The organism is Streptomyces sp. NPDC096176 (genome assembly GCF_044763255.1).
In the GTDB taxonomy this organism is placed as follows: Bacteria; Actinomycetota; Actinomycetes; order Streptomycetales; family Streptomycetaceae; genus Streptomyces.
Genome location: NZ_JBIWFV010000005.1, coordinates 38793 through 57296, shown reverse-complemented (window position 1 = coordinate 57296; position 18504 = coordinate 38793). Strand labels below are relative to the sequence as shown.

General features: G+C 70.6%; 19 protein-coding genes. 14 read left to right on the top strand and 5 right to left on the bottom strand.

Features of this window, described 5'->3' with window-relative positions; translation table 11 throughout:
* Positions 1–31 precede the first annotated feature (31 nt).
* Entirely contained in the window at positions 32–1240 is a 1209-nt protein-coding gene (hutI, locus tag ACIQ7Q_RS15005) for an imidazolonepropionase (protein ID WP_403862111.1), read from the top strand.
* Here the strand turns inward: hutI and ACIQ7Q_RS15000 are convergent.
* Positions 1237–2139 (bottom strand): NmrA family NAD(P)-binding protein, encoded by a 903-nt coding sequence (locus tag ACIQ7Q_RS15000; RefSeq protein ID WP_403860728.1) that lies wholly within the window; start codon positions 2137–2139, stop codon positions 1237–1239. The two genes, hutI and ACIQ7Q_RS15000, sit on opposite strands and share 4 nt — an antisense overlap.
* A gap of 92 nt (positions 2140–2231) precedes the next feature.
* Here ACIQ7Q_RS15000 and ACIQ7Q_RS14995 point away from each other — a divergent pair, with 92 nt between their 5' ends.
* Entirely contained in the window at positions 2232–2969 is a 738-nt protein-coding gene (locus ACIQ7Q_RS14995) for a GNAT family N-acetyltransferase (RefSeq protein ID WP_403860725.1), read from the top strand.
* Between the two features lie 39 nt (positions 2970–3008).
* Here the strand turns inward: ACIQ7Q_RS14995 and ACIQ7Q_RS14990 are convergent, their stop codons facing one another.
* On the bottom strand, positions 3009–3902 hold the full coding sequence (locus tag ACIQ7Q_RS14990) for an RNA polymerase sigma factor SigF (RefSeq protein WP_403862108.1): 894 nt from the start codon (positions 3900–3902) through the stop codon (positions 3009–3011).
* 293 nt (positions 3903–4195) lie between these two features.
* On the opposite strand from ACIQ7Q_RS14990, the gene ACIQ7Q_RS14985 reads away from it, so the two are divergent.
* The 6 genes from ACIQ7Q_RS14985 to ACIQ7Q_RS14960 all read left to right on the top strand — a co-directional run bounded on the left by ACIQ7Q_RS14985 (position 4196) and on the right by ACIQ7Q_RS14960 (position 9226).
* On the top strand, positions 4196–4564 hold the full coding sequence (locus ACIQ7Q_RS14985; RefSeq protein WP_403862105.1) for an STAS domain-containing protein: 369 nt from the start codon (positions 4196–4198) through the stop codon (positions 4562–4564).
* Positions 4565–4721: 157 nt separating this feature from the next.
* Positions 4722–5234, top strand: coding sequence for an ATP-binding protein (locus ACIQ7Q_RS14980; protein ID WP_403860722.1), 513 nt, complete (start codon positions 4722–4724; stop codon positions 5232–5234).
* Between the two features lie 133 nt (positions 5235–5367).
* Positions 5368–6027, top strand: coding sequence for a peptidase (locus ACIQ7Q_RS14975; protein WP_403860719.1), 660 nt, complete (start codon positions 5368–5370; stop codon positions 6025–6027).
* 3 nt (positions 6028–6030) lie between these two features.
* On the top strand, positions 6031–6774 hold the full coding sequence (locus ACIQ7Q_RS14970) for a hypothetical protein (RefSeq protein WP_403860716.1): 744 nt from the start codon (positions 6031–6033) through the stop codon (positions 6772–6774).
* Positions 6775–6776: 2 nt separating this feature from the next.
* Positions 6777–7862: a hypothetical protein gene (locus tag ACIQ7Q_RS14965; RefSeq protein ID WP_403860713.1), complete on the top strand. Its 1086-nt coding sequence runs from the start codon at positions 6777–6779 to the stop codon at positions 7860–7862.
* Between the two features lie 14 nt (positions 7863–7876).
* The gene (locus ACIQ7Q_RS14960) at positions 7877–9226 is read left to right on the top strand and encodes a hypothetical protein (RefSeq protein WP_403860710.1); all 1350 of its coding nucleotides are present in this window, start codon (positions 7877–7879) and stop codon (positions 9224–9226) included.
* A gap of 63 nt (positions 9227–9289) precedes the next feature.
* Here ACIQ7Q_RS14960 and ACIQ7Q_RS14955 read toward each other — a convergent pair whose 3' ends face one another.
* Positions 9290–10795 (bottom strand): peptide MFS transporter, encoded by a 1506-nt coding sequence (locus ACIQ7Q_RS14955; protein WP_403860707.1) that lies wholly within the window; start codon positions 10793–10795, stop codon positions 9290–9292.
* Positions 10796–11293: 498 nt separating this feature from the next.
* Between ACIQ7Q_RS14955 and ACIQ7Q_RS14950 the strand changes: the two genes are divergently transcribed.
* Together ACIQ7Q_RS14950 and ACIQ7Q_RS14945 are read left to right on the top strand one after the other, a co-directional pair.
* On the top strand, positions 11294–11971 hold the full coding sequence (locus ACIQ7Q_RS14950; RefSeq protein WP_356630661.1) for a response regulator transcription factor: 678 nt from the start codon (positions 11294–11296) through the stop codon (positions 11969–11971).
* A gap of 13 nt (positions 11972–11984) precedes the next feature.
* Positions 11985–13253, top strand: a complete 1269-nt coding sequence (locus ACIQ7Q_RS14945) for an ATP-binding protein (protein ID WP_403860703.1) — start codon at positions 11985–11987, stop codon at positions 13251–13253.
* 38 nt (positions 13254–13291) lie between these two features.
* Here ACIQ7Q_RS14945 and ACIQ7Q_RS14940 read toward each other — a convergent pair whose 3' ends face one another.
* Complete coding sequence (locus tag ACIQ7Q_RS14940; protein WP_403860700.1) at positions 13292–13810, bottom strand: GtrA family protein; 519 nt, start codon at positions 13808–13810, stop codon at positions 13292–13294.
* Between the two features lie 176 nt (positions 13811–13986).
* On the opposite strand from ACIQ7Q_RS14940, the gene ACIQ7Q_RS14935 reads away from it, so the two are divergent.
* The 4 genes from ACIQ7Q_RS14935 (at position 13987) to ACIQ7Q_RS14920 (ending at position 18103) form a co-directional block, all read left to right on the top strand.
* Positions 13987–15126: a 5-(carboxyamino)imidazole ribonucleotide synthase gene (locus tag ACIQ7Q_RS14935; protein ID WP_403860697.1), complete on the top strand. Its 1140-nt coding sequence runs from the start codon at positions 13987–13989 to the stop codon at positions 15124–15126.
* On the top strand, positions 15123–15659 hold the full coding sequence (gene purE, locus ACIQ7Q_RS14930) for a 5-(carboxyamino)imidazole ribonucleotide mutase (protein ID WP_403860695.1): 537 nt from the start codon (positions 15123–15125) through the stop codon (positions 15657–15659). The genes ACIQ7Q_RS14935 and purE overlap by 4 nt, the downstream gene beginning before the upstream one ends.
* Before the next feature lie 6 nt (positions 15660–15665).
* Complete coding sequence (locus tag ACIQ7Q_RS14925; RefSeq protein WP_403860692.1) at positions 15666–16874, top strand: dipeptidase; 1209 nt, start codon at positions 15666–15668, stop codon at positions 16872–16874.
* Between the two features lie 119 nt (positions 16875–16993).
* Positions 16994–18103 carry a membrane dipeptidase gene (locus tag ACIQ7Q_RS14920; RefSeq protein ID WP_403860689.1) on the top strand — a complete coding sequence of 370 codons (1110 nt, stop codon included), beginning with the start codon at positions 16994–16996 and terminating at the stop codon, positions 18101–18103.
* A 29-nt stretch (positions 18104–18132) separates the two neighbouring features.
* Here ACIQ7Q_RS14920 and ACIQ7Q_RS14915 read toward each other — a convergent pair whose 3' ends face one another.
* Entirely contained in the window at positions 18133–18504 is a 372-nt protein-coding gene (locus tag ACIQ7Q_RS14915; RefSeq protein ID WP_403860686.1) for a VOC family protein, read from the bottom strand.

The window sequence follows — 18504 nt, the reverse complement described above, 5'->3', positions numbered from 1 at the left end:
CGGCCCCGAGACGACGAACAACCCCCCGGCGATGCCCGCCCCCGCGACGACGAACAGCGCCGTCGCGGCGACGGCCACCGTCATCACCAACATCGCCAGCCTGGTCACCAACGACCCCTCCCTCGGTGACGGATCCCCCCTCGGACTGATCCAGGACGCGGCCGTCGTCATCGACGGCGACCGCATCGCCTGGATCGGTGAGAAGAGCAAAGCACCCGCCACTGACAATCGGGTCGACGCCGACGGCCGGGCCGTCATCCCCGGTTTCGTCGACTCGCACTCGCACCTCGTCTTCGCCGGCGACCGCACCGCCGAGTTCAACGCCCGTATGTCCGGGCAGGCGTACGCCGCCGGCGGCATCCGCACCACCGTCGCGGCGACCCGCGCCGCGTCCGACGCGGAACTCGACGCGAACGTCGCCCGCTACCTCGCGGAGGCGCTGCGCCAGGGCACCACCGTCATGGAGACCAAGTCCGGCTACGGGCTGACCGTCGAGGACGAGGCGCGGGCCCTGAGGATCGCCGCCGCGCACACCGACGAGGTCACCTACCTCGGGGCGCACATCGTGTCTCCCGACTACGCCGACGACCCCGCCGCCTACGTCGCCCTCGTGACCGGCGAGATGCTCGACGCCTGTGTCCCCTACGCCCGTTGGGTGGACGTGTTCTGCGAGAAGGGTGCGTTCGACGGGGACCAGGCCCGGGCGGTCCTCACGGCCGGCCGGGCCAAGGGCCTCACGCCCCGCGTGCACGCCAACCAGCTGACCTACGGCCCCGGCGTGCAGCTCGCCGTCGAACTGGACGCCGCGTCTGCCGACCACTGCACCCACCTCACCGACCAGGACGTCGACGCGCTCGCGAACGGCAACACGGTCGCGACGCTGCTTCCGGGCGCGGAGTTCTCCACCCGCGCCGAGTGGCCCGACGCCCGCCGGCTCCTCGACGCCGGCGCGACGGTCGCGCTGTCGACGGACTGCAACCCCGGCTCGTCGTTCACCTCGTCGATGCCCTTCTGCATCGCGCTCGCGGTGCGGGACATGGGGATGACGCCGAACGAGGCGCTCTGGTCGGCCACGGCCGGCGGCGCTGCGGCCTTGCGCCGCACGGACGTCGGCCGCCTCGGCCCCGGCGCCCGCGCCGACCTGGTGCTGCTCGACGCTCCGAGCCATGTGCACCTGGCCTATCGGCCCGGCGTCCCCCTGGTGAGCGAGGTCTGGAAGGCGGGCCGAAGGCTGCCTTAGGCGCGCCGCTCAGCCGATCTGGGCGCCCCGTTCAGCAGGTGCCGCCAGCTGCTCGGATGCTCGGCCAGGTAGTCGCGAAGACCCTGCGCCGGGTGGCCCGTCAGGCGGGGGACGGCGTCGGAGACGGCTGCCATCTCGCCGACGGCGATCGCCTCGTACGAGGTGACCCAGCCCCGCACCTCCCATTCCTGCGCGCCGTAAGCGGCCCGGGAGGCGTACGCCTGCTCCCGGGACTCCAGCTGGTAGCGGACGCTGCGGCCGGTGACCTCGCTGAGGGTCTGCGCCGCCTCCGCGAGCGAGAACGCGGTCGGACCTGTCAGGTCGTACACCACCCTGTCGTGTGTGCGGGTGCCGTCCAGCAGCACCGCCGCCGCCGCGTCCGCGATGTCGTCGTGGGCGACGGCGGCGACCCGGCCCTGGCCGCCCGGACCGCGCAGCACCCCGTCCTTGCCGGTCATCGCGGGGAGAGCGGCCAGATAGAAGTTGTCCCGCAGGAAGGTGTGGCGCACTCCGCAGGAGCGGATGTACTGCTCGGTGTGCCAGTGGTCGCGGGCGAAGGTGAACGTCGCGTCGGGCGCGGCGCCGACGAACGACACGTACACGATCCGCTCGACGCCCGCCGCGAGCGCGGCGTCCACCGCTGTGCAGTGCTCCTTCACCCGGCCCGGCGACTCGTGTGCGGAGACCAGGAACAGGGTTTCCGCCCCGTCGATCGCCCGCCGCATCGCCTCGCTGTCGCCGTACGTCGCGGGCTGCGAGGGCTGCGCGCCCGGCAGTTCGGGCAACCGCGTGGGGTCGCGGCCGATGAGCCGGGTCGGGACGTCCGCACCGGAGAGCCGGCGTGCCACCCGGCCGCCGACACGGCCGCTCGCTCCGGTGACTGCGATGAGTGGGGGCATGGCGGTGTCCTTTTCTGTGGTCCGTCCGGCGTCCCTCCCAGTGTCGTGGGCATCCGCCTGGCGGGCGGAGCGCGACATGCGACAGCGGGCGGATGCGGACCATCGGACCGATCGGCGGCCCGGGCCGCGCACGGGTGGGCGGAGCACGATGCGGCGGAGGGGTTCGGCTCGCCCGTCATCGACGTCGGCGCGGGATACGCCGCCTACGAGGAGCTGCTGCGTGCGCAGTCGCCCAGGTTCCTTCGGACCACGCTCGCCAAGGAGCGCAGGCTCGGGCGGCAGGTGGGCGACACACGGTTCGTCTTCGACGAGCGGGACCCGGCGGCGCTGCGCACCCCATCGGGTGGAAGTCGGCCCAGTACCGCAGGACAGGCCGTCGTGACCGCTTCGCACAGCGGTGGATCAGTGCCCTGGTGCGTCGTCTGCACGAGTCGCGCGCCGACGGCTGCAGCGGTGTGCTGTCGGTGCTGTACGCGGGGCGCCGGCCGGTCGCCGCACACTTCGGGTCGCGCTCACGCACCGTGCTGTCGTGCTGGTTCCCGGCGTACGAGACGGAGTTCGCCACGTACTCGCCGGGGCTCGTCCTGCACCTGCGGATGGCGGAGGCGGCGGCCCGAGAGGGCATCGGGATGGTGGACCTGGGGCGCGGCGACGCCGAGTACAAGGACGCCCTGAAGACGGGCGAGCTGCGTGTGCACGAGGGCGCGGCCCTGCGGCCGGGGGCGCGGGCAGCCCTCCCCAAGAGCCATGTGATTCCCCCCACTTGCCCCTGGTCAATGTGGACCAATCAGAACTGCCCCATCAATAACGTCGAAGGGCCCATTCCTTGACGGAATGGGCCCTTCGAAGCCGGTGCGGAGGTCCGGCGTTCACTCGTCCAGCGTCAGGCTCTTGCGCAGCCTGCCCAGGGTCCGGGCCAGCAGCCGGGAGACGTGCATCTGTGAGATCCCGAGCTCCTCGCCGATCTCCGACTGCGTCATGTTGGCGACGAACCGGAGGGAGAGGATCTTGCGGTCCCGCGGCGGCAGGCTCGCGATGACGGGCTTCAGCGACTCGATGTACTCGATGCCCTCGAGGCCGTGGTCCTCGTAGCCGATGCGGTGCGCGAGCGCGCCCTCGTTGTCGTCGTCCTCGGCCTGGGCGTCCAGGGAGCTCGCCGTGTACGCGTTGCTCGCCGCCATGCCCTCGACGACCTCGTCCCTGCCGATGTCGAGGCGCTTGGCCAGCTCGTCGAGGGTGGGGGCGCGGTCCAGCTGCTGGGAGAGCTCGTCGCCCGCCTTCGCGAGGTCCAGCCGCAGCTCCTGCAGCCGGCGCGGCACGCGCACCGACCAACTGGTGTCGCGGAAGAAGCGCTTGATCTCGCCGATGATGGTCGGCATCGCGAAGGTGGGGAACTCGACGCCGCGGCTGAGTTCGAAGCGGTCGATCGCCTTGATGAGGCCGATCGTGCCGACCTGGACGATGTCCTCCATCGGCTCGCTGCGGGTGCGGAACCGGGAGGCGGCGAACTTGACCAGCGCGAGGTTCAGTTCGACCAGGGTGTTGCGGACGTACGCGTGCTCGTGCGTGCCCTCCTCGAGGGACTCGAGACGTGCGAAGAGCGTCCTGGAGAGCTCTCGTGCGTCCAGTGCTCCCACCTCTGCGAAGGGCGGGATGTCCGGAAGGCCTGCCAGGCCCTGGAGGCCTTCGGGCTGCTCGCCGGTGGGGGTGGACAGTGTCGACGGCGCGGTGGGGGTACGCAATTCGTCGAGCCGGGGTGACATGGTCTCCTCCATCGTTCTCGGCATATGGCTGCCGAAGCCCATACATGCTGCTGCGGTGAGCGGCGCCTCCAAAGCCGGCCGTGTCGGTTGTGTCTTTACTAGCCCTACCGGTTCCGCCACGACGATGGCAAGTGGCGTATCTCCTATATGTCCGTATTGTCGATAAGTTCGGCTACCGGACCGGTCGTCGAGGGCGTAGGGTTCGACGAGCGCCGACGCTGTCCGTCGACGGTGGCGGCGCGCAGTACGCAACGGTGGACGACGCAGCTAACGACACGGCGAAAAGGGACGGCATGGACCGCGAGACGGTCGGCAGCGTGAACCGGGGCCGGCTTCAGGTCGAGGTTCGGACCGAGGGGTGCAGCGAGGTTGTGAAACCGGCGGGTGAGCTCGATCACCACACCGCCGACCTGCTGCGGGCTCCCTTGGAAGAGGCGATCGAGCAGGGGCGTGTACGCCTCGTCATCGACTGTTCACAGCTCGAGTTCTGCGACTCCACCGGACTCAATGTCCTGCTCGGCGCCCGGCTGAAGGCCGAGGCCGGCGGGGGAGCGGTCCATCTGGCCGGGATGCGTCCCGTGGTGGCGAGAGTCTTCGAGATCACCGGAGCCGAGGCGGTCTTCACCGTGCACGACTCCGTCGAAGCGGCCTTGGGCCACTGAAGGACCGCCTCCTGTTGCCCGCGTCACGCGGACCGGGGCGATCTCGTGGGTGTTGTCACGAATCGGCCGGGCAGGAGTACCCCGCAGAACGTTGAACGACCAGCACTCTGCGTACTCAGACCATGGTGAATCGGTGAATCGGTGAGGTGAAGCGCTGATGAGCACCACCCGGCAGCAACAGCCGGGCGACCTCGGCCCAGAGCCCGGCGGTGCCGGCGCGGTGCCGGCGGTGCCCGCGCCCGGGCACTCCGGTGTTTCCGGCGGTGCCGTGCGCAGCCTCGCCCTGGGTGCGGCCAGTGGCATCGTCCCCTTGGCCCGCGACTTCACGAGGCAGGCCCTCTACGACTGGGGCTGGCTCCCCGCCGCCACGGCCGACCGCCGGGCCGCCGCGGAGGACGTGCTGCTCGTCGTCTCCGAGCTGGTCACCAACGCCTGCCTGCACGCGGAGGGGCCCGAGGAACTGCGCGTCGGCTGCGACGGCAAGGTCCTGCGCCTCGAGGTCACCGACCGCGGTTCCGGGCAGCCGGCGCCGCGCACCCCGCACCGCGCCGGGCGGCCCGGCGGCCACGGGATGTTTATCGTCCAACGGCTCTGCATGGACTGGGGGGTTGCCCGATCGCCGGGCTCGCCGGGCAAGACCGTGTGGGCGGAGCTCGCCGCCCCCGCCTGAGCCACCCGTACCTCTCACCGGAGCACGCCGTCGATACGGCGTGCTCTTTGTCTTCCCTCCCCAAGGCCTCGGGCGTACCTTGAGCGCCCGATCTGATGTGTCGTCAGTTACGTGCCGGCCGAGGGGACCCGACGTGTCGTACCGGAAACGAGCAGCATGTGCGCTGGCAGCAGCGATGGCGGCCCCGGTGGTGTTGATGGCCGCCCCGGCCGCGCAGGCCACCGTCGTGGACGTCGACTACCAGTGCAAGACTCCGATCGGACCGAAGGGCGCGGTCTCGCCGATCGACATCAAGGCCGTGAAGAGCGGCGACGCGTACAAGCTCACCATGTCCTTCAAGAAGGGCGTCTCCTCCAGCCCGGTCGAACTGGGCAAGGGGGCCATGAACCCCAGCGCGGTCATCGAGCTGGGCGGCGCGGAGACCGGGAACGTGCCGGTGAGCGGGCCGCCCAACGCGGCGGCCATCCCGGCCGAGACCCCGATCAAGATCAGCGACCTGTCGGGAACGTACACCCCGAAGAAGAGCGGCAAGGTCACCTTCACCGCGGGCGTACTGACGATCAAGGCTCTCGGCACAACCACGACCTGCACCCCCAAGAACAGCCCCGGCCCGTCCCTCGAACTGGATGTCACGGCGGCGGGTGGCGGCACCGCACCGCCGGCCTCCGAACTGCCGAAAACGGGCCCGCTCGACTCCGCGACGGCACTCGGCACGCTCGGCGGAACAGTGCTGCTGACCGGGGCGGCGGGCGTCCTCTGGCTGACCCGGCGCGGCGGCCGGACCACGGGCTGAGCCGTGCGGGCCGCGCTCGCGCTCGTCCTCGCCCTCGCGGCGCCACCCGAGCCAGGCTGGCAGCCCGGGCGGGCGTACGTGTACCTGGAAGGCAGCCCCGGCATGGTGCTCGAGGACCGCGTCTCCGTGACGAACCCGGGCACGAAGGCACTCACGGTGGACCTCCGCGCCGGCCGCTCCCCGGCCTCATGGATCGCGCTTGCCGGAGAAAAGGTGACCATCCCGGCCCGTACGCGGGCGGATGTCCCCTTCACGGTGACCGTTCCCGCGAACACGCCCCCCGGCGAACAGACGGGGACGATCACGGCGTCCGCCGGCGGGCGCGACGAGCCGATCCGCATCCACCTGCGCGTGAGCGGCCCGAAGGTGCCGGCGCTCACGGTCGAGGACGTGTCCGTCTCCGGCGGCTCCGTGCACTACACCCTCGTCAACCGCGGCAACACGCCTCTGTCGCCGCGCGTGACCCTGCGCACGGACGGTCTCTTCGGCGCCCCCGTCGCCCGGCAGCCGCGTGAGCCGGCCCCACTCCCGCCGGCACAACGGGTCTCGCTGACGGAGAGGTGGGATCCTCCGGTGCTGGGCCGGGTGGATCTGCGTGTGGAGGCCACCGCGGGTGGTGGCGTGCACACGGAGTCGACGGTGTCGCAGACCTTCGTCCCCTGGCCGGCGCTGCTGCTGCTTCTGCTGCCCGCCCCCGCGGCACTGTGGCTCGGCCGCCGCCGCTCTTCGCGAGCAGGAGGCTGCTGACCATGCCGACCCCGCCCTCACCGCGCGCCGCCGCCGCTCTCGGCAGGGGGCGCCGCGGCCTCGCCGCCGCCCTGCTTGCCGCTCTCCTCCTCCTGCCTGCTGCCCCTGCCGTGAACGCCGCTGCCCCGCCCGCCCTCGCCGTGAACGCCGCCGCCCCGCCCGCCCCCGATGTGAAGCTCTCCGCCCCCCAAGCCGGCAAGGGCGGCGACATCACCGTCAGCGGCAGCGGCTGGCGCCCCCGCGCCCTCCTCATGCTGCTCGTCTGTGGCCGGTCCACCCCCGCCGAAGGCGTGATCGGCGGCACCAACTCCTGCGCCAACGCCGACGGTCGCGCCGTCACCACCGACTCCAAGGGCTCGTTCCGCAAGAAACTGCCGGTCGCCGAGCCGCCCGTGCCCTGCCCCTGCGTCGTGCACGTCGCCACCGTCACCGGCGAACAGCGATCCGTCGACGCCGAGTTCGTCGTGGCCGGACACCCCACCGCACCGCTGCCGGAGCGGGCCGGCGACGGCAGGCTCGCCGTGCTCACGGCGACCCGCCTCGAGGGCGAGTCGGGTCTCCTGGTCCTCTTCGGCGCGCCGCCCACCCGCAGGCTCGAGTTCACGGTCGGCAACCTCGGCACCGGCCCCGTCACGGACCCCGTCTTCGAAATCGGCACCGCACACGGCGTGTTCGCCCCGCAGTGGGAGGAGCAGCAGTGGCGCGGCACGATCAAGCCGGGCGAGAAGGCGCGCATCGCTCTGCCCGTCCAGCTCTCCGCCGGCGCGCACGGCGACTACTCGGTCTCGGTGAAGTACGGCACGAAGGTCCTCGCCGAGCAGCCCTGGGGGGTGCCCCGGCCGTGGGGCGTCACAGCCTTCTGGATTCTGGTCGCCCTGGTCGTACCGGCGGCCGTGTTCCGTACCGGCATGGCGGTGGTCGACAGGATCCGCCCCCCGGGCTCACGTCATGCCCGCCCCCGACGAGCCGGCGCCGCAGGCGAACCGGCCGACGGCACCGCCACGGCCACGGCCGCCGCACTGCCGTGGTTCACCCCTGACTCCGCACCGTCAGAGAACCGACCGACGACGACGAAGGGACATTCGTGAGTACGCAACGGAGGATGAGCGCGGCCGGAGTCGCGCTGATGCTCGGCGGCGCGGGGATCCTGCTGGCCGCGAGCCCCGCCCAGGCCGCCGAGGTCTCGTATGCGACGGAATGCATTCCGCCGCCCATCTCCGGCCTGCCGCCCGTGCAGGGCACCACCAAGGTGCAGATCACCGCGCCGGCGGAGGCCAAGGTCGGCGACACGATCGAGGTGGTGTGGAAGACGGTCCAGGCGGCGTCCAAGAACCCGGACGTCCTGGATCTGGCCAAGGACACCGTCAAACCGACCGGCACGATCACGCTGGGCGGCGTCTCGACGGGCGACCTGAAGATGGAGGGACCGCGCCAGAACCCGCCGATCCCGAAGAACAGCCCGATGGTGCTGCCCGACATGAAGGGCACGCTGAAACTGGAGAAGGCCGGTGAGATCACCCTGACACCGGGCGCGTACGACATCAACGTGTCGAAGCCGATCTCGACGGACACGAAGTGCGCGCCGAAGGAGCCGGTCCAGGCCGGCGCGACGATCAAGGTGACCGACGGCGGGGGAGGGACCACCAACGGCGGCACGACCAACGGCGGCACGACGTCGGGCGGTACGACGAACGGTGGCACCACCAACGGCGGCACCACGTCGTCCGGCGGCACGACCTCCGGCGGTACGACGAACGGCGGCAGCGACGGCGGGACCACCGGCGGCACCGACCCCGGCGGCCCCACCGACCACCAGGGCAAGGAGATCGAGGTCGCCTACTCCTGCAAGACACCCATCGGCGACAAGAACGCCGTCTCCCCGGTCCGCATCGACGCCAGGAAGAACGGCGGCAGTTACGACCTGACCGTGAAGTTCTCCAAGTCCGTCATGGACAGCCCGGCCGACATCCCCGCGGACTCGGTCAAGCCGTCGATGGAGGTGAAGCTGGGCGGTGCCGACAAGGGCTTCGTCCATGTCGAGGGACCGACCAACAAGGAGCCCATCAAGTCGGGCGACCCGATCGAGATCCCTGATCTCAAGGGCACGTACAAGCCGGGCGCCACCGGGAAGACGACCCTGAGCCCCGGCGTCCTCACCGTCGAGGCGCTGGGTACGACGACTACCTGCACACCCCCGGCGAACGTCCCGTTCTCCCTGGAGCTCGACACGTCGGCCCAGCCGGGCGGTGCGTCGGGGGGCTCCGGAACTGGCGGCTCCGGCGCCACGGGCGGTTCGACGACCTCGGGCGGCACGTCCGGGGGACTCGCCGAGACCGGAGCGGAGGACACCGGCGCCCTCCGCGCTCTCGCCCTGGTCGCCGGCACGGTGATCCTGCTGGGCGGCGCGGTGTTCACCTTCACACCGTGGCAGCGGCTGCGCGGCATGCGCTGACACAACGGCGAAGGGCCGCCGCACCGTACCGGTGCGGCGGCCCTTCAGGCCTCCAGGAACGTGTCAGTGCACGTCGCCCATGAGCGCGCGGATCTTGCGGCCCGCCATCATGAACGTGAGGCCCGCCGCGACCGCGACGACCGCCCACATCGAGTAGTACACGGCGTCGCCGAGCGGCTCGTTGAGCTTGGTGGTCCAGCCGTTCAGGGCGTTGCCCGTCGCGGTGGCGAGGAACCACAGACCCATGATCTGGCCGACGAACTGCTTCGGCGCCAGCTTGGTCGACAGGGACAGGCCGACGGGGGACAGGCACATCTCACCGATGGTCTGGACGAGGTAGACGCTCAGCAGCCAGAAGACGGTGACCTTGCCGGTCTCGCTGTTCGCGGCAGCGGCACCCGCCAGGCCCATGATCGCGAAGGAGCCGCCGATGAGGAGCATGGCGAGCGCGAACTTCATCGGGGTGCTGGGCTCGCGGTTGCGCTTGGCGAGCCTGACCCACAGTCCGGCGAAGATCGGCGCCAGAACGATGACCATCGCCGGGTTCACCGACTGGTACCAGGACGCCGGGAACTCCCAGCCGCCGATCATGCGGTCCGTCTTGTTGTCCGCGAACAGGGTCAGCAGCGAGCCGGACTGGTCGTAGATCATCCAGAAGAGGACGGCCGTGGCGAAGAACCACATGAACGCCTGGATCTTGGGCTTGTCCTGGGCGGTCAGAGCCGGATTGCGGTACATCGAGACGAAGTACACGACCGGCACCAGGATGCCGAGCACCGCGAGCACGTTGACGATGTGCTCGATGTCGTACGTGCCGAGCGCGATGTCGAGCACGAGCGCGGCGACGGCGACGCCGCTCCACAGCAGGACCTTGCGCAGGACGCTGCGCTTCTCCTCCGGCGTCGCCGGGGTGCCCGGCTCCTTGCCGATGTCACCGAGGTGACGGCCGCCGAAGACGTACTGCACGACGGCGAGGGTCATGCCGATACCGGCGACGGCGAAGCCGAGGTGCCAGTTGACGTTCTCACCGAGGTAGCCGACGACCAGCGGGGCGGCCATTCCACCGATGTTGATCGCCATGTAGAAGAGCGTGAAGCCCGCGTCGCGACGTGCGCTGGACTGGCCCTCGTAGAGGCCGCCCACCATGGCCGAGATGTTCGGCTTCAGCAGGCCGGTACCGGCGGCGATGAGCGCGAGGCCGGCGAAGAACGCCGTGTCCGAGGGGATCGCCAGGGTGAAGTGGCCCAGGGCGATGACAATGCCACCGACGAGCACGGCCTTGCGGGCGCCCCAGAGCCGGTCGGCGATCCAGCCGCCGGGCATGGCCGCCATGTAGACGACGGCGTTGTAGACGCCGTAGATGGAGGCGGCAAGGGCCTCACGGCCGGCCAGTGGTCCGTCGAGGACACCCGCGACCAGATAGAGAACGAGGATGCCGCGCATCCCGTACCAGGAAAAGCGCTCCCACATCTCCGTCATGAAGAGGGTGGCCATACCGCGGGGGTGGCCGAAGAAGGTCTTCTCCGAACCAGGGGTACTGGCAGAGTCCTTCGTCAGGCTGGACGCCATGGTCGATCCTTGCTCGCTCGGGACGCGGCGCTTCGTGAGCGGTACGCGCCCGGTGGGGGGAGGCCGGTACCGGCACAAGGCGCTCCACCCCGACGCCTTCGGGGTTCCTCCGCGGGCGGAGGCCGGGAACGGTCCGTGTCGGGATCCACGCCCCGGACGCTGTGTCGCACCCGGGGCCCGGCCAACAGGTCATTCGCTGTGTCAGGTCAGGCTCGAAACGGCTGAAACGGTATCGGGTCGACCTTCGTGCAGAAAACCTTCGTACAGAAAAGAGACCCTTGGTGCACATGGCAGCCAAAGGTCCCCGAGTTGCACTACGGGCGTCACACCACCATACGACACGACAGTGCGGCATATGGAAGGACTTGAGAGATGGATCACAGGTGAACGTGGAACCGTCTGCCCCGAATCGAAGGTCATAAGCAGGATCGCATCCCACACCCGCAGGGGTTGTGGATCACGCCCCGACGGCCGTGCCGCGCGGACTACCATCACCCCATGACCCGTGTACTGCTCGCCGAGGACGACGCATCCATCTCGGAACCGCTGGCCCGAGCGTTGCGCAGAGAGGGATACGAGGTCGAGGTGCGCGAGGACGGTCCCACCGCGCTCGACGCGGGTCTCGCGGGCGGTGTCGATCTTGTCGTGCTGGATCTCGGACTGCCCGGCATGGACGGTCTGGAGGTCGCCCGCCGGCTCCGTGCGGAGGGGCAGGCGATCCCGATCCTGGTGCTCACCGCACGCGCCGACGAGGTGGACACCGTCGTCGGACTGGACGCCGGCGCCGACGACTACGTGACCAAGCCGTTCCGGCTCGCCGAGCTCCTCGCCCGCGTACGGGCCCTGCTGCGGCGTGGTTCGTCCGAGCCCGTCCCCGCACCCGCCACGCACGGCGTGCGGATCGACGTCGAGTCGCACCGCGCCTGGATGGGCGACGAGGAACTCCAGCTCACCGCCAAGGAGTTCGACCTGCTGAGGGTGCTCGTCCGGGACGCCGGCCGGGTCGTCACACGCGACCAGCTGATGCGCGAGGTCTGGGACACCACCTGGTGGTCGTCGACCAAGACCCTCGACATGCACATCTCCTGGCTGCGGAAGAAGCTCGGCGACGACGCGGCGAATCCCCGTTACATCGCCACCGTGCGCGGCGTGGGCTTCCGCTTCGAGAAGTCCTGATACGTGAGGCACCATGCGCCGCCGTCTGATCACTTCCACGCTCGCCGTGGTGCTCGTCGTCATCGCCGTCTTCGGCGTCTCCCTCGTCCTGGTGGAGACCCGCACCATCAGCAGCAGCGCCCAGGAGAGCGTGGACTCCGATGCCCTGCGCCTGGTCAGCATCGTCGAGAGCCGACTGGTGGGCGGTGAGCCGGTCAATCCGGACATCCTCGCCGAGCAGGGCGACATCACCCGCTACGCCCTGATCACCATTCCGGGCCGGGGCCCCATCGAAATCGGCGAGCCCCCGTCCGGCAATGTCATCCGAGGCACCGCGGAGGGTGAGCGGAACACGACGGTCACCGTCGAGGAGTCCCGTTCCACCGTGACGCGCGAGGTCGGCAGATCCCTGCTGATCATCGGCGCGGTCGCGCTGCTCGCCGTCGTCGCTGCCGTGCTGCTCGCCGTGCGCCAGGCCAATCGGCTCGGCTCCCCACTCACCGACCTCGCGGAGACCGCGGAACGCCTCGGGTCCGGCGACCCCCGGCCCCGCCACCGCCGCTACGGCGTCCCGGAACTGGACCGGGTCGCCGATGTGCTCGACGCCAGTGCCGAGCGGATCGCCCGGATGCTCACCGCGGAGCGACGGCTCGCCGCGGACGCCTCCCACCAGCTGCGTACCCCGCTGACCGCCCTGTCGATGCGGCTGGAGGAGATCACGGTCACCGACGACCTGCCGACCGTGAAGGAGGAGGCCAGCATCGCCCTCACCCAGGTGGAGCGGCTCACCGACGTGGTCCAGCGGCTGCTGACGAACTCCCGCGACCCGCGCACGGGGTCCGCCGTCGTCTTCGACCTGGACGAGGTGGTCAAGCAGCAGCTCGAGGAGTGGCGGCCGGTGTACCGCAGTGCGGGCCGCGCCATCGTCTGCTCCGGCCGCCAGGGCATGCGGGCCGTCGGTACTCCCGGCGCCGTCGCCCAGGTGCTCGCGGCCCTGATCGAGAACTCCCTCATGCACGGAGGCGGCACCGTCGCCGTGCGTACCCGGGTCACCGGGAACCAGGCGGTGGTGGAGGTGACCGACGAGGGGCCCGGCGTGCCGGGCGACCTGGGGGCGCGCATCTTCGAGCGGACCATCAGCGGCCGCAACTCGACCGGGATCGGACTGGCCGTCGCCCGGGACCTCGCGGAGGCGGACGGCGGCCGGCTGGAGCTGCTCCAGCAGCACCCGCCCGTCTTCGCGCTCTTCCTGAGCCGAGTGGCACGCAAACGCAACGACGACGAGAAGCCGACCCTGAGGTGACGACCTCCCGCGGGGGAGGTCGTAGGAGGTACGGGCCGTCAGCGGGAGACGCGGTCGGCGGGCACCGGCTCCGGGCGGCGCTGCTCCAGGAACGATTCGGCGGTCTGCACGGCCCCCCGCGCGGGCAGCGCCCGGAAGACCCAGGTGCGGTACGACCAGAACCGGAACAGCGTCGCGACGCCGATGCCGAGGAACTTGAAGATGTTGCTCTGCAGCGGGGTGTCCCAGTCGAAGCCGTACGTCGCCGTGTACAGAACGCCGTGCTCGATGACCAGGCCCACCGCGCTGAACAGCAGGAAGAGCGTCATCTCCCTGGTCCGGCCGTTCTTGTCGCGGTCGCGGTAGGTGAAGTAGCGGAACCCGACGTAGTTGCAGGCGATGGCGACGACGGTCGCCAGAATCGACGCCCGGACAACGGGGATCTCCGTGACGTTCCGTACGAGGTTGAAGACGGCGAGATTGACCACCAGGCCGACTCCGCCGACCGCGCCGAACTTGGCGATCTCGCGCATGAGCTGGTTGAGCTGCTCGCGCAGCTTTCCGCCTCGTTCACTCATAGTGAGAGCCCAGCCTCATCGGATCGGCGACCGGCCGACAAGCGTCGACTCCGCCATGCTAACCAGCGACTCCCTGCGCCGCCTGGGAGCCCTGAGAGTGTTGTGACGTGCGATACAGAGTCCTGTCGGAACATACGGACGACAGCGGGTGTCCTCTCGGCGGATACCCTAGGAGAGTGACGTTCCCGGTAGTCGGCATGGTCGGCGGCGGTCAGCTCGCCCGCATGACCCACGAGGCGGGTATCCCCCTCGGCCTGAAATTCAAGCTCCTCAGTGACACCCCCCAGGACTCTGCGGCCCAGGTGGTGAGCGATGTCGTCGTCGGCGACTACCGCGACCTGGACACCCTCCTCGAGTTCGCGCGCGGCTGCGACGTGATCACTTTCGATCACGAGCATGTCCCCACCGAGCACCTGCGGGCCCTGGAAGCGAGTGGCGTCGTCGTCCGCCCGGGGCCCGACGCGCTGCGCCATGCCCAGGACAAGGGCGTGATGCGGGCCACGCTCACGGAGATCGGCGTGCCGTGCCCGCGGCACCGCATCGTGGCCGACCCCGCCGATGTGACCGCCTTCGCCGAGGAGGTCGGGGGCTTCCCCGTCATCCTCAAGACCGTGCGCGGCGGGTACGACGGCAAGGGTGTCTGGTTTGTCCGTGAGGAAGCCGACGCGGAGGCCCCCTTCAAGGCCGGCGTTCCCGTCCTCGCCGAGGAGAAGGTCGACTTCCGGCGCGAGCTCGCCGCGAACATCGTCCGCTCCCCGCACGGCCAGGCCGTGGCCTACCCGGTCGTCGAGTCGCAGCAGGTCGACGGCGTCTGCGACACCGTGATCGCACCCGCGCCGGACCTCGACCCCGAGCTGGCGGGCCAGGCGCAGGAACTCGCGCTGCGGATCGCCAAGGAACTCGGCGTCGTCGGCCATCTCGCCGTCGAGCTGTTCGAGACCACGGACGGATGCATCCTCGTCAACGAGCTGGCCATGCGTCCCCACAACTCCGGCCACTGGACCCAGGACGGCGCGATCACCTCGCAGTTCGCCAACCACGTCCGTGCCGTGCTGGACCTGCCGCTCGGCGACCCGCGACCGCGGGCGCGCTGGACGGTCATGTGCAATGTGCTGGGCGGCGACTACCCCGACATGTATGCGGCCTATCTGCACTGCATGGCCCGGGACCCGCAGCTCAAGATCCATATGTATGGCAAGGACGTAAAGCCCGGCCGCAAGGTGGGCCACGTCAACACATACGGCGACGACCTGGACGACGTGCTCGAGCGCGCCCGCCATGCCGCCGGCTATCTGCGAGGAACGATCACCGAATGAGTCCTGTCGTTGGCATTGTCATGGGGTCCGACTCCGACTGGCCCGTCATGGAGGCGGCAGCCCAGGCGCTCGACGAGTTCGAGATCGAGTACGAGGTCGACGTCGTCTCCGCGCACCGCATGCCGCGCGAGATGGTCGCGTACGGCGAGGAGGCCGCCGACCGCGGCCTCAAGGCGATCATCGCCGGCGCGGGGGGAGCCGCCCATCTCCCGGGCATGCTCGCCTCCGTGACCCCGCTGCCCGTCATCGGCGTCCCCGTCCCGCTGAAGTACCTCGACGGCATGGACTCCCTGCTCTCCATCGTGCAGATGCCGGCGGGCGTGCCTGTCGCCACCGTCTCCGTGGCCGGCGCCCGTAACGCCGGCTTGCTGGCGGCCCGCATCCTCGCCACGCACGACGACGAACTCCTCGCCCGTATGCGGGACTTCCAGCAGGAGCTGAACGACCAGGCAACGGAGAAGGGAAAGCGGCTGCGCGCGAAGGTCGCGGGCGCGGAGTCCTTCGGCTTCGGGAAGCCGGGCGCCGGGAAGTAACAGCCAATGGACACCCCCACCTCTGCCGCGGATCATCTGCGGCGGGCGCGCGAGCTGCTCGCCGCCCACCCCGTCGTCGACGGCCACAACGACCTCCCCTGGGCGCTGCGCGAGCACGTCCGCTACGACCTCGACCGGATGGACATCGCGGCCGACCAGAAGGGCCGGCTCCACACCGACATCCCGCGCCTGCGCAGCGGCGGCGTCGGCGCCCAGTTCTGGTCCGTGTACGTGCGCAGCACCATGGCGGGCGACGCCGCGGTCAGCGCCACGCTGGAGCAGATCGACGTCGTCGACCAGCTCCTCGAGCGCTACCCGGCCGACCTCGCGCGTGCGCTGAGTGCGGAGGACATGGAGATCGCGCGTGACGAGGGCCGTATCGCCTCGCTCATGGGCGCGGAGGGCGGGCACTCCATCAACAACTCGCTCGCCACACTGCGCGCCCTGTACGCGCTGGGCGTGCGCTACATGACGCTCACGCACAACGACAACATCGCCTGGGCGGACTCCGCGACCGACGAACCCGGCGTCGGCGGCCTCTCCGCCTTCGGACACGAGGTCGTGCGCGAGATGAACCGCATCGGCATGCTCGTCGACCTCTCCCACGTCGCGGAGACGACGATGCGCCACGCGCTCGCCACCTCCGTCGCTCCGGTGATCTTCTCGCATTCGTCGTCGCGGGCGGTCTGCGACCACCCGCGCAACATCCCCGACGACGTGCTGGCCCTGCTGCCGGCCAACGGGGGCGTGGCGATGGCGACCTTCGTGCCGAAGTTCATCCTGCCGGCGGCCGTCGAGTGGACCCGCGAGGCCGAGGAGAACATGCGCGCCCACGGACTGCATCACCTGGACACCACTCCCCAGGCGATGAAGGTCCACGAGGCGTTCGAGGTCGCGCACCCCCGGCCGACCGCCACCGCCGCCACGGTGGCCGACCACCTTGACCACATGCGCGAGGTCGCCGGCATCGACCACCTCGGCATCGGCGGCGACTTCGACGGCACGGCGTTCACCCCGGCCGGCCTCGAGGACGTCGCGGGCTACCCCAACCTGATCGCCGAACTGCTGCACCGCGGCTGGTCGGACGCGGACCTGGCCAAACTCACCTGGCAGAACGCGGTCCGCGCACTGCGCGCGGCGGAGGACACCGCCTGCGACCTCCAGTCGGGCCGCGGACCGTCGAACGCGACGATCGACGAGCTCGACGCCGTCTAGCGCGCCAGGGGTGCGTGGTTCCCGGCCGCGTACCCCGAACGCACCGCCCGCCGAGACCCCGTACTGCTCCCGTGCCACGGTTGGCGTATCGGCACACGACGGCGAACCCGGAGCAGCGCATGGCAGATCACAACGCCGCACCCGTCCCGACCGCCGTCGACGACCTCGACGCACTCGACGACCTCGACGCCCTCGAGGAAGCGGCGGACGCCGTGGTCCCGCCGCCGGACCCGGATCCCCAGCCGCCCGCCCCCGTGGACGAGCCGCAAGCACGAGCCAAGGCCCTCCTGCGCGCCCACCCCCTGATCGACGGGTACAGCGGCCTTGCCCCGGTGCTGCAGAGCATGCACTGGTGCGACCTCGAGGCCGGCGAAGGCCTGCTGGAGACGGATGTCCCGCGACTGCGGCGTGGTGGAGTCGGCGCGCAGTTCTGGTCCCTGCAGGCACCGGCCCCCACCGTCGGCGCCCCTTCGCTCGCGGCGACGCTGGAACTGATCGACCTCGTACGGGCCACGGTGAACGACTGCCCCGAGGGCCTGCGGCTGGCGCTGAGCACCGACGACCTCATGGACATCCGCAACTGCGGCCGGATCGCCGTACTCCTCGGCCCGATGGCGGGCGCCGCCCTCGGCCACTCGCTCGCGACGCTGCGCGCCGTGTACGCACTCGGCGTCCGCAGCGTCGCGCTTGCGGGCACCCGCTGGACCGAAAGCGGCGGTCTGGCGCCCTTCGGTCACGAGTTGGTCCGCGAGATGAACCGGCTCGGCGTCCTCGTGGATCTTTCCGGCTGCTCGCTCGACACCGTGCGGCGCACGCTCGCGCTCACCAAGGCCCCGGTGCTCTTCTCGCACCAGTCCGAGCCGCTGCCGGAAGACGTGCTGCGGAGCCTGCGCGCCAACCACGGGGTGTGCATGGTGATGTGCACGGCCGGGTCGCTGCCCGAGACGGCCGACCTGCTGGACCGCATCCGCGCGGCCGCCGGCCCCGAGTCCGTCGCGCTGAGCGGCGCCTACGACACCGGCGTACCGCACGCCGCGGCTCTGCAGGACATCTCCTGCGTCCCCCGGCTCATCGCGGAACTCCTGGAGCGAGGCTGGCCCGAGGCAGATATCGCAGGGCTGACCTGGTCGAACGTGGTCCGGGTGCTCCGCGACACCGAGTTCGCGGCGCGCGCGGCCCAGTCGCGCCGGATGCCCTCACGATCGGCGATCGGCGCGCCGGACCTCTGATGGCGGGGCGGCGAGACTGCGGGACGGTTCTAGCCGGCGCAGAGGCAGAACGGATGCCCGGCCGGGTCCGCGTACACGCGGAACGACCGCTTCCGGTCGTCCGCCTCCAGCGCGGTGGCACCGAGCTCCAGCACCTTCGCCTCGGCGGCGTCCATGTCGTCGACGGTCAGGTCCAGATGGAACTGCTGCGACTCCTCGGCGGAGGGCCACTTCGGGGGTACGAAACCGGGCGCCGCCTGGAACGCGAGAGTCGTGCCGGCGACTCCCTCGAGATCCACCCACTGCTGGTCGTCTTCCGCCTGGATCTTGATCTCCCCGCCCAGGATCCCGGCGTAGAACCGCGCGAGTGCGACGGGGTCGGGACAGTCGAGCACAACGGCCCCGAGCTTGGCGATAGCCAT

Excerpts from the sequence above, each read along its gene's own strand:
- ACIQ7Q_RS14980 (WP_403860722.1), top strand. The coding sequence starts at position 4,722 with ATGAGCACCACCCGGCAGCAACAGCCGGGCGACCTCGGCCCAGAGCCC.
- ACIQ7Q_RS14995 (WP_403860725.1), top strand. The coding sequence starts at position 2,232 with ATGCGGACCATCGGACCGATCGGCGGCCCGGGCCGCGCACGGGTGGGC.
- ACIQ7Q_RS14940 (WP_403860700.1), bottom strand. The coding sequence starts at position 13,810 with ATGAGTGAACGAGGCGGAAAGCTGCGCGAGCAGCTCAACCAGCTCATG.
- purE (WP_403860695.1), top strand. The coding sequence starts at position 15,123 with ATGAGTCCTGTCGTTGGCATTGTCATGGGGTCCGACTCCGACTGGCCC.
- ACIQ7Q_RS14960 (WP_403860710.1), top strand. The coding sequence starts at position 7,877 with ATGAGCGCGGCCGGAGTCGCGCTGATGCTCGGCGGCGCGGGGATCCTG.
- ACIQ7Q_RS14965 (WP_403860713.1), top strand. The coding sequence starts at position 6,777 with ATGCCGACCCCGCCCTCACCGCGCGCCGCCGCCGCTCTCGGCAGGGGG.
- ACIQ7Q_RS14915 (WP_403860686.1), bottom strand. The coding sequence starts at position 18,504 with ATGGCTATCGCCAAGCTCGGGGCCGTTGTGCTCGACTGTCCCGACCCC.
- hutI (WP_403862111.1), top strand. The coding sequence starts at position 32 with ATGCCCGCCCCCGCGACGACGAACAGCGCCGTCGCGGCGACGGCCACC.
- ACIQ7Q_RS14990 (WP_403862108.1), bottom strand. The coding sequence starts at position 3,902 with ATGTCACCCCGGCTCGACGAATTGCGTACCCCCACCGCGCCGTCGACA.
- ACIQ7Q_RS14920 (WP_403860689.1), top strand. The coding sequence starts at position 16,994 with ATGGCAGATCACAACGCCGCACCCGTCCCGACCGCCGTCGACGACCTC.
- ACIQ7Q_RS14985 (WP_403862105.1), top strand. The coding sequence starts at position 4,196 with ATGGACCGCGAGACGGTCGGCAGCGTGAACCGGGGCCGGCTTCAGGTC.
- ACIQ7Q_RS14955 (WP_403860707.1), bottom strand. The coding sequence starts at position 10,795 with ATGGCGTCCAGCCTGACGAAGGACTCTGCCAGTACCCCTGGTTCGGAG.
- ACIQ7Q_RS14925 (WP_403860692.1), top strand. The coding sequence starts at position 15,666 with ATGGACACCCCCACCTCTGCCGCGGATCATCTGCGGCGGGCGCGCGAG.
- ACIQ7Q_RS15000 (WP_403860728.1), bottom strand. The coding sequence starts at position 2,139 with ATGCCCCCACTCATCGCAGTCACCGGAGCGAGCGGCCGTGTCGGCGGC.
- ACIQ7Q_RS14945 (WP_403860703.1), top strand. The coding sequence starts at position 11,985 with ATGCGCCGCCGTCTGATCACTTCCACGCTCGCCGTGGTGCTCGTCGTC.
- ACIQ7Q_RS14950 (WP_356630661.1), top strand. The coding sequence starts at position 11,294 with ATGACCCGTGTACTGCTCGCCGAGGACGACGCATCCATCTCGGAACCG.